The organism is Sphingorhabdus sp. (assembly GCF_044357595.1).
In the GTDB taxonomy this organism is placed as follows: domain Bacteria; phylum Pseudomonadota; class Alphaproteobacteria; order Sphingomonadales; family Sphingomonadaceae; genus Sphingorhabdus_B.
Map to the genome: position 1 here is coordinate 1 of NZ_JBIKPH010000099.1, position 9,110 is coordinate 9,110.

Sequence of the window (9,110 nt, forward strand, 5' to 3'; positions counted from 1 at the left end):
TGAAGCCGGTTGCGCCAGGTGCACATATGAGCCTGGTTCGTAACAGCATAACCATAGGGGGGCTGACATTAGTCAGCCGCGTGCTTGGCCTTGTGCGCGATATGCTTATGGCGCGCTATGTTGGTGCTGGCCTTGCCTCCGATGCGTTTTTAATCGCATGGCGTTTACCCAATCTGTTTCGGGCGCTGTTCGCAGAGGGTGCTTTTGCGGCAGTTTTCGTGCCGCTGTTTAACAAGAAAATGACAGAGGCCGAGCGCGAGGAGGCTGGCCGTGGCCTGATCGCCGCGCGCACATTCGCTAGCCAAGTGCTTTCGGTGCTGTTCCCGTTTTTGGTGCTGTTTACGATTATCATGATGCTGGCCGCTGGCCCCATTGTCTGGGCGATGACCGGCGGCTTTCCCGATGGCGGGCCCGAGAAATTTGCGCTGGCCCGGCACCTCACGATCATTACCTTCCCTTATCTGGCGCTGATATCTTTGGTCTCGTTGCTTGGGGGCATATTGAATTCGCTGAACCGCTTCTGGGTCAATGCCGCAGCGCCGATATTACTGAACATCTGCATGATCGTCGCGCTGATATTCTTCCGCGGCGACACCCCGATAGAAACGGCAGCAACCCAAGCGATTGCGGTTACCGTATCCGGCGCACTGCAATTGCTGTGGCTAATGTGGGCATGTCACAAAGCTGGCGTTAATCTTAAGCTTACATTGCCGCGCCTGACACCCGACGTAAAATTGATGCTCGCTTTGATCGCGCCGGCCGCCATCGGGCAAGGGGCTATCCAGTTCAACTTGCTGATCTCCACCTCACTTGCGGCAAGATTTCTACCCGAAGGGTCGGTATCTTGGCTCTATTATGCCGACCGACTGAACCAGTTGCCACTTGGCCTGATCGGCATTGCTATTGGCACAGCTATTTTGCCAGCGCTTTCGCGGCAGATTGCAGGCGCGGATAGCAAAGCAGCTTCCGATACACAGAATCGCGCTGTTGAGCTGGCGTTGTTCTTCGCGATGCCAGCGACCGCGGCGCTCATCGTGTCCGCAATTCCTATCGTGCATGGCATATTCGAACATGGCGCCTTTACCTCCGCCGACACGCGCGGCACAGCGGCTGTGCTTATGGCCTTTTCGGTCGGCGTCCCTGCTTATGTGCTGATCAAGGTACTGACCCCGGGATTCTACGCACGCAGCGACACAAAAACGCCGTTGCGGCTGGCATTATGGGCAATGCTGGTAAACCTAATCGGTAACCTCATCCTCATTTGGCCACTGGCGCATATTGGTGTTGGCGTAGCGACTGCCCTATCGGCTTGGGTGAACGTCGCGTTGTTGTGGATCACATTGCGGAAACGCGGCCACATCGCGGTGGATGATCGGTTAAAGCGCAAGGTGTGGCGGATCGTCTTGGCAGCATTCATTATGGGCGTTTCGCTCTATTTCGGTAATGAACTCATCGAAGATCAGCTTGGCACTGGATTGTGGCGGCGCATTGCCGTTCTATCGATATTAGTGAACGCGGGCGGCGCGGTATATGCGCTAGCAATCTTGGTGTTAGGGGCTTACCGAATCAGCGAATTGAAATCTCTTCTCCGTCGGCGTGCAGTTTCGCCTGCGGCTCCTGCAAGCGAGTAAAACACATGCGCGTCGTTTCCGGCATTCAGCCAACTGGCAACCTTCATCTGGGCAATTATCTGGGCGCAATCCGAAATTGGGTCAAAATGCAGGATGAAATGGAGTGCCTTTATTTCCTCGCGGATTTGCACGCAATTTCGATGCCGCATATTCCTTCAGAACTCACCGCAAATACCCGCGAGATGGCAGCGGCGCTCCTGGCCTGCGGGCTGGATATCAACAAGGCGATTCTGTTCAATCAGGCGCAGGTTCCTGCCCATGCCGAACTGCAATGGTTGCTGACTGGGACAGCGCGCATGGGTTGGTTAAACCGGATGACTCAGTTCAAGGACAAGTCCGGTAAAAACCGTGAAGGCGCCAGCATTGCTTTGTTTACCTACCCCGTCCTGCAAGCCGCTGATGTTTTATTATATCAGGCAACGCATGTGCCCGTTGGCGAAGACCAAAAACAGCATTTGGAACTCGCGCGCGACATCGCGCAGAAATTCAATACGGATTTCGGCAATGGCACGGACATTTTCACCCTGCCCGACCCGATCATTCCCAAAGCAACCGCGCGCATTATGAGCTTACGGGACGGCAGTGCAAAAATGTCGAAGTCTGACCCAAGCGATATGAGCCGCATCAACCTCACCGATGACGCCGACACGATCTTAAGCAAAATCAAGAAAGCGAAAACCGATCCTGAGCCATTGCCTTCCGAACCAGACGGCCTTGAGGGCCGCCCCGAAGCCAAGAACTTGGTCGGTATTTATGCCGCCTTTGCCAACGAAACCGTCGAGGACACTTTGACGCGTTTTGGCGGCCAAGGCTTTGGCGCGTTCAAACCTGCATTGGCAGAAATTGTGGCTGAGCATCTTCGTCCGATTTCCGAACGCTTCACAGCGTTGAAAGACGATCACGAACAGATTGACGCCGCGCTGGCCAAAGGAGCCGCAAAGGCGCGCGAATTGAGCACGCCAACTTTAAAGGCAGCCTATGCTGCGCTTGGACTGCTGCGGTAAACAGGACCGCAATGTTGTTCAACCGCAGTTCATTGAAACTAACTTAGTTTTCGACGGTTATATGGTATTTGGCATTTGGCCGATTTTGAAGGAATATAAACTGATGAAAAAGGTCGTAATATTTCTAGCTCCCCTAGCGTTGCTTACGCTTGGCGCCTGCGCCACGCCCTTCAACGCGGAGGTGTCGCGCTTTCAAGAACTTCCTGCCCCGCAAGGCCAGACCTTTGTCATTCGGGCGGCAAACCCAACTAATGCAGGTGGTATTGAATTCGGACAATATGCGGCTTTGGTCGCTACCGAGCTTCAGGAAGTCGGCTATGTACCTGCATCAGGTCCAAACGCCGATATGACGGTGATGCTCGATTATGCGGTTGATGATGGCAAGGAGCGCAACATCGTTCGGCGGGACCCATTTTATGACCCTTATTGGGGCTTTGGCAGCTTCTACCGTCCCTATGTCGTCCGCACACGGCAGGGCGCGCGCTATGTCGTCGGTTATTATGATCCGTTCCTATACAGTGGCTTCAACCGTCCGTATGACGTCGACAGCTTTACGGTATACACCGCCAATCTTGATATGAAGATTGATCGCAACAATGACGGCAAACGCCTATTTGAAGGCAAGGCCGAAGCGAAGTCGCGTTCAAACAAATTGCCGCATCTGGTGCCGAACCTGATCGAAGCCATGTTCACTGGCTTCCCTGGCAACGGCGGTGAAACAGTGCGCATATCTGTTGCGCCAGAGGAAAAACGCTAAGTAAGAATAAGGTTGTGGCGCGTTAAACGCCGCAACTCAGCTCGGTTTTTCCGTAGGTAGCACTCTCACCGCGCGTCGCGGATATCCCTGCGTAAAGGTCGGTAGATGGAAAAAGCCCATCGCGCCCGATGTTGAACCCTTGTGCGCGAAATACCGCTATGACCTGGCCAGGTGGTTCGTTGAAATATAACGATTGCGACTCATAATGCTGGCCAATTCCTGTCAGCGACAATCCTTCAAAAGAACGGCGGAGCTTCATATATTTGCTTTTGCCTTCGACCCCCGCATAGGCCTTGTCACGCGCAGCTTCGTCCGCAAATTCTTTTGCTTCTAATGCCTGCCATTTTGCCTGCTGCTGCGCGCCAATTTTGGCAAATTCAGCCCCAATCTCACCCGAAAACGCGCAGGTTTGCGGGTTGAACGCAATCATAATGGGCTTACCGCCAAGGCGCGCGATGATCGCTTGGGCGTCATTCAGATAGCCATAACGATCACCAGAGAGCTTGACCTCAATAAAGTTATCTTCGGTTGTTCCAACCAGCGTCAGCTGTGTTCCCTCGCCAACCCGGTCCAACAAATTGCTGTCCGGCAGCGTAGTGGCCCACACATCAAGCGCGCCGTCAGCTATCCAAATCTGGTCATCCAAGGATTTAACAAGAACCGGCGGTTTGACTTGCGATAGGTTAGCCAGCGCCACGAAGCCATTACCGTCGCTCAGTTCAAGCCACGCAACGCTGGGATCAGAATCGGACCGAACGATTCCAGTCAACTGCGAGCCGCGGGGCATTTTACCCAAGATAACACTGCCGGTCATTGCTGGCTTGTCGCGAATATTGGCTTCAGTCATCGTGAAGAAAATCTGCGCTTCGGCACGATCGTCGGATTGCGACGCAATCGCGGGCGCAGCATCATCGCGGCGCAAATCATCCGCAATGAATAGCCAAAAATACAGGGCACCCATGGCCAAAATGCCCAGCACAAAGATTGTAGGAACTCCCCACCGGCGTTTCTTTGGGGCCGCAGCGCGTTTTGTGGAAGCCGCGGCGCGCTTTATTGCATGCCCGCAACTTGCGCAAAAAGCAGCATCATTGGCCGCAGCTGCTCCACATGATGCGCAAACTTGGTTCATCCGATTCCCTCCGAATCAATCTCGGGGAATAAGCGTTGGAAAGGCTGTTGAAAAGGGGTGGAAAAGTAAAACTCAAGCTTCCAATTGGCGCAGCAAGGCGCGGACGTCATTATCCATCTCGCTGTCCTGCTGACGAAGGCCTTCGACCAAGCGCACAGCATGAATGACCGTCGAGTGATCACGGCCACCGAATTTGCGACCGATTTCAGGATAGCTACGCGGCGTCATGACCTTTGCCAGATACATGGCCACTTGGCGTGGACGAACTACGGCGCGGGCGCGACGCTTTGACGACATTTCGCTGCGATCGATGCGATAATATTCGCAGACCGCACGTTGGATTTCGTCAATGGTGATGCGGCGGCGGCATGCACTTAAGATATCTTTGAGCTGTTCTTCCGCGAGCGTCCGGGTAATCGGCTTGCCGGTCAATTGTGCGTAAGCGAGCAGCTTGTTCAATCCGCCTTCCAATTCGCGGACATTGCGGCTGATGGTGCGGGCAAGAAACTCTACAACATCTTCACCGACTTGCGCTTCCGGCATGTTGGCGAGGCGTTGCTCCAAAATCAAGCGACGCAGCTCAAGGTCAGCAGGCTGAATGTCGGCAACCAAGCCCATCGACAAGCGCGACAAGATACGCTGATCAACACCGTCTAGCGCTTGTGGAGCGCGGTCAGCGGAGACGACCAAGCGTTTGCCTGCACCAATGATGGCGTCGATCGTGTGCAGAAACTCTTCCTGCGTTGACACCTTGCCAATGATGAACTGGATATCGTCAATCAGGAGAACGTCAACGGCACGCAACCGTGCCTTAAACTCCATAACTTCCTTGCGCCGCATAGCGGTCACAAATTCCATCATGAACTTTTCAGCCGACATATACAGAATCTGTGCGTCGGGATTGACCTCAGAATATGCATGGCCAATGGCATGCATTAAGTGCGTCTTGCCTTGGCCAGTCGCAGCCTGAAGATACAGCGGGTTGAAAAGTGGCTTGTCTTTGGAAGCGACGCGTTCTGCCGCGCTGAGGGCAAGAACATTGGTTTGGCCCTTAACGAAATTCGCAAAAGTCATCCGCGGATCAAGCGCCGAACGCGGGGCGATTGCCTCACTTGCCTCCTGCGCGACGGCACGTTCCGCATTGTTGGAAGCGCGGAGCAACTCCACACGTGGCGCACCAGGACGGGTCCGGATTTTTAGCTGCTTGACGCTGCTATTGGTAATTGACCAAGCCAGACGCAAACGGTCAGCATAATGGTCCGAAACCCAGCTGGCAGAGAAATCCGACGGCAACAAAAGCTCCAGCGTGCCTGTCAGGTCGCAAAAATCGCCAAGGCTTATGGAACGAATCCATTGCCCGTAGATTTGCGCGCCAAGATCGCGTCGCAATCCTGAAGAAATATTATGCCAATCGGCGTCAAAACGTGCGTTTAGCATTGAAGCATCATTGGCGCTTCCTGCTTGACCCAATTTTATCTGCGATACTGAATTGCCTTCGGTCAACTTGCCTGCCCCCGATTTTCCACCCCATCCAGTACTACACAACCGCAAGCTATCTACCGGACACGGATCACCAGAAGCGTGGCCGCGCATTTGTTGCCAAATGCAGCCACTGCTGCGTTTAAATTCTCCATGTAGGGCATTGCCTGACTGTCGTCATGCGTTGCTGGACGCAATATTCTTAGACCCCTAAAATCGAGTCGATCAAGAGCCGCACTTAAAAAAAATGAAATAAATGCCATTGACTCGGTAAGACGCGAGCAAATGCGTTAACTAATATCTATCCAATTGATTTTAATGGTTATTTTTACACGCCACTACGGGCATCTCTTCCGAATCGCAGGAAATCCTCATGTTTCAATAATATTACACTGGCCAAAGAAAAACCCGCCGTGATTGCGGCGGGTTTTGAATTTTAGCAGCCGGACAATCCGGCACAGTCAGTAACGCTTAAGCGAGACCGCCGACCGCCTTTGTGAGGCGACCAAATTTGCGCGAAGCTGTGTTTTTGTGGAAGACGCCCTTAGATACGCCGCGCGCCAGTTCTGGCTGCGCTGCTGCAAGGGCTGCGGCTGCAGCAGTCTTGTCGCCAAGTGCGATCGCCGATTCGACTTTCTTGATGAAAGTGCGGATGCGGCTGACGCGTGCGCCATTGACTTCAGTGCGACGCGCGTTGCGACGGATACGCTTTTTTGCTTGCGGCGTATTGGCCATTTTTGTCCTCGAATTTCGATATCTGAAAAGGCGTACCCATGCGGTACACCCGTTGAAGGAGCGGCCCATAACCCTGCCTAACAGATTCGTCAACCTCATATTGCCGCATTATCGCTGGCATTTCGGGCAGTAGAAGGTCGACCGCCCAGAACCGACGCGTCGCAATATGGTCGCACCGCAGCCGCACGGTTCCCCAGCTCGGCCATAGACGCGCCAGTCCTTGGCGAAATAGCCAAGCGCACCATCGGGGGCTGCAAAATCGCGTAGCGTCGATCCACCAGCGGCGATCGCGGCAGTAAGGACTTCTTTAATCGCGACCACCAATCGGCTTAATCGCGGCTTACTGATGCTTGATGCGGGAGAAATTGGCTCAATGCCGGCCATATGGAGCGCTTCGCACACATAGATATTCCCCAGGCCCGCGACGATACTCTGGTTCAGCAGCATCGCCTTGATTGGTGCCTTTCGGCCATGCAGGGCCGTTTGCAAAACAGACGCATCGAATGCGTCCGACAGTGGCTCTGGTCCCATTGTGGCAAAGAAGCGGTATGCATCTAATTTGTCCGAATCGGTAATGTCCAACGAACCGAAGCGGCGATGGTCATTCAACGCGACCACCCGCCCGCTCGCTGTTTCCAGAATGAAATGGTCGTGCTTTTCGATTTCCGCCGGGTCAACACGCCAACGACCAGACATCCCCAAATGAAATATCATCACGTCCTGCCGATCCGTGTAGATCAAGCCATATTTGGCGCGGCGGCCCAGCGTCTCTATCCGCGCGCCCGTCAGCCGCTGACGCAAATCCGGCGGGATTGGCCAACGCAGGTCAGCACGGCGCGGTTCCGCACGAACAATCAGCTCGCCTTCAAGGACCGACCGCAGGCCGGAGACAGTTGTTTCCACTTCAGGTAATTCGGGCATATGATTTTCACCTAACAGCCTTTGCGGCTGGCGCAACAATCCGCTAGGGATCTGCAGAATGAATGACACCGTATCCTTTGGCTATGAGCAAGTTAGCCCCGAAGAAAAGACGCAGCGCGTAGGCGACGTCTTTTCTAATGTCGCGCGCAAATATGACATCATGAACGACGCGATGTCGGGCGGCATGCACCGATTGTGGAAAGACAGCTTTGTCCGCCGCGTAAAGCCGCGTGCTGGCGAGGATATTCTCGACATGGCAGGGGGCACGGGCGACATTGCCTTCCGTATGGAAAAATCCGGTGCGCAAGTAACCGTTTCTGACATCAACGAAGACATGCTGGATGTGGGCATGGAACGCGCGATGAAGCGCGGCATCGACAGCCTCATCTGGTCCGCACAAAATGCTGAGACGCTGACCTTCCCCGATGCACATTTTGATGCGTATACGATCGCCTTTGGCATCCGCAACGTCACCGACATTCCCAAGGCACTGCGTGAGGCGCACCGGGCCCTGCGCTATGGTGGCCGCTTCTTCTGCCTTGAATTTTCCACGGTCGAATGGCCGGGTCTTGCGCAAATTTACGACGTCTATTCGGACAAGCTGGTGCCAAAGCTTGGCAAGGCAATTGCAGGAGACGAAGACAGCTATCGTTATCTCGTCGAATCCATTCGTCGTTTCCCGGATATGCAGAATTTCAAGCGCATGATTGGCGAGGCTGGTTTTGTGCAAACCAAAGTTGAACCCATATTGGGCGGACTGGTCGCGATCCACAGCGGCTGGAAGGTGTAACGCCGCACCATATGACGCGTCCAACAACACATATTCTTCGCTTGCTCAAATGGGGCCGCATTCTTGCGCGCCACGGGGCATTGCGCGCCATTGAGGCTGATCGCAACACCCCGCCGCAAGTAAAGCGCCTTCTCCGTATTGTGCGATTTGGCACGATCCAACCTAAAGTGCCCGATTATGCCGGGGCGTTTCGTGCCATTGGCCCTGCGGCGATTAAGCTTGGGCAGACACTTGCCACAAGGCCCGATATCATTGGCGAAGAAGCCGTGCACAATCTGCTGATGCTTCAGGACCAATTGCCCCCGGCGCCCTTCGACCTTGTCTATGCCCAGATCGACACCAGCCTGAATAAGCCAGCGGCCGCTTTGTTCGAATATATCGATCCGGTGCCGGTTGGCGCCGCGTCGATCGCGCAGGTGCACCGCGCGCGGACGTCCGAAGGCAAGGATGTTGCGATCAAAGTGCTTCGCCCCGGTATCCGCGAACAATTTGCCCGCGATATTGAAACTTATGAATGGGCCGCTGCGCATTTGGAAGCACTTGGCGGCGAAGCGGCGCGTTTGCGTCCGCAACTGGTCATCGCCAACTTGAAACGCTGGACTTTGCGTGAGTTGGACTTGCGCCGTGAAGCGGCAAGCGCGTCCGAACTGAAAGACGCAATGGT

At 54.5% G+C, this 9,110-nt stretch carries 9 protein-coding genes; 5 read left to right on the plus strand and 4 right to left on the minus strand.

The window, feature by feature from the left end; all coding sequences use genetic code 11:
* Positions 1 to 26 precede the first annotated feature (26 nt).
* The 3 genes from murJ to ACIQ2T_RS09805 all read left to right on the plus strand — a co-directional run bounded on the left by murJ (position 27) and on the right by ACIQ2T_RS09805 (position 3,392).
* A complete protein-coding gene (murJ, locus tag ACIQ2T_RS09795; RefSeq protein WP_397590659.1) occupies positions 27 to 1,631 on the plus strand; it encodes a murein biosynthesis integral membrane protein MurJ in 1,605 nt (534 codons plus the stop codon).
* Between the two features lie 5 nt (positions 1,632 to 1,636).
* Positions 1,637 to 2,635, plus strand: coding sequence for a tryptophan--tRNA ligase (gene trpS / locus ACIQ2T_RS09800; RefSeq protein WP_397590653.1), 999 nt, complete (start codon positions 1,637 to 1,639; stop codon positions 2,633 to 2,635).
* Between the two features lie 103 nt (positions 2,636 to 2,738).
* A complete protein-coding gene (locus ACIQ2T_RS09805) occupies positions 2,739 to 3,392 on the plus strand; it encodes a DUF4136 domain-containing protein (RefSeq protein ID WP_397590654.1) in 654 nt (217 codons plus the stop codon).
* Positions 3,393 to 3,414: 22 nt separating this feature from the next.
* Here the strand turns inward: ACIQ2T_RS09805 and ACIQ2T_RS09810 are convergent, their stop codons facing one another.
* From ACIQ2T_RS09810 to mutM, 4 genes are all read right to left on the minus strand, one after another.
* A complete protein-coding gene (locus ACIQ2T_RS09810) occupies positions 3,415 to 4,353 on the minus strand; it encodes a hypothetical protein (protein WP_397590655.1) in 939 nt (312 codons plus the stop codon).
* 240 nt (positions 4,354 to 4,593) lie between these two features.
* The gene (gene dnaA / locus ACIQ2T_RS09815) at positions 4,594 to 5,958 is read right to left on the minus strand and encodes a chromosomal replication initiator protein DnaA (protein ID WP_315470544.1); all 1,365 of its coding nucleotides are present in this window, start codon (positions 5,956 to 5,958) and stop codon (positions 4,594 to 4,596) included.
* Positions 5,959 to 6,471: 513 nt separating this feature from the next.
* Complete coding sequence (gene rpsT / locus ACIQ2T_RS09820) at positions 6,472 to 6,735, minus strand: 30S ribosomal protein S20 (RefSeq protein ID WP_300035424.1); 264 nt, start codon at positions 6,733 to 6,735, stop codon at positions 6,472 to 6,474.
* Between the two features lie 108 nt (positions 6,736 to 6,843).
* Positions 6,844 to 7,656: a bifunctional DNA-formamidopyrimidine glycosylase/DNA-(apurinic or apyrimidinic site) lyase gene (mutM, locus tag ACIQ2T_RS09825; protein ID WP_397590656.1), complete on the minus strand. Its 813-nt coding sequence runs from the start codon at positions 7,654 to 7,656 to the stop codon at positions 6,844 to 6,846.
* Between the two features lie 58 nt (positions 7,657 to 7,714).
* On the opposite strand from mutM, the gene ACIQ2T_RS09830 reads away from it, so the two are divergent.
* Both ACIQ2T_RS09830 and ACIQ2T_RS09835 read left to right on the plus strand, forming a co-directional pair.
* Positions 7,715 to 8,446: a class I SAM-dependent methyltransferase gene (locus ACIQ2T_RS09830; protein ID WP_397590657.1), complete on the plus strand. Its 732-nt coding sequence runs from the start codon at positions 7,715 to 7,717 to the stop codon at positions 8,444 to 8,446.
* 11 nt (positions 8,447 to 8,457) lie between these two features.
* The coding region (locus ACIQ2T_RS09835; protein WP_397590658.1) for an ABC1 kinase family protein at positions 8,458 to 9,110 on the plus strand (653 nt) is incomplete at its 3' end.

Bases quoted from the DNA above. Each gene is read 5' to 3' on its own strand.
- murJ (WP_397590659.1), top strand. From the start codon at position 27: ATGAGCCTGGTTCGTAACAGCATAACCATAGGGGGGCTGACATTAGTC.
- trpS (WP_397590653.1), top strand. From the start codon at position 1,637: ATGCGCGTCGTTTCCGGCATTCAGCCAACTGGCAACCTTCATCTGGGC.
- ACIQ2T_RS09805 (WP_397590654.1), top strand. From the start codon at position 2,739: ATGAAAAAGGTCGTAATATTTCTAGCTCCCCTAGCGTTGCTTACGCTT.
- ACIQ2T_RS09810 (WP_397590655.1), bottom strand. From the start codon at position 4,353: ATGGGTGCCCTGTATTTTTGGCTATTCATTGCGGATGATTTGCGCCGC.
- dnaA (WP_315470544.1), bottom strand. From the start codon at position 5,958: ATGCTAAACGCACGTTTTGACGCCGATTGGCATAATATTTCTTCAGGA.
- rpsT (WP_300035424.1), bottom strand. From the start codon at position 6,735: ATGGCCAATACGCCGCAAGCAAAAAAGCGTATCCGTCGCAACGCGCGT.
- mutM (WP_397590656.1), bottom strand. From the start codon at position 7,656: ATGCCCGAATTACCTGAAGTGGAAACAACTGTCTCCGGCCTGCGGTCG.
- ACIQ2T_RS09830 (WP_397590657.1), top strand. From the start codon at position 7,715: ATGAATGACACCGTATCCTTTGGCTATGAGCAAGTTAGCCCCGAAGAA.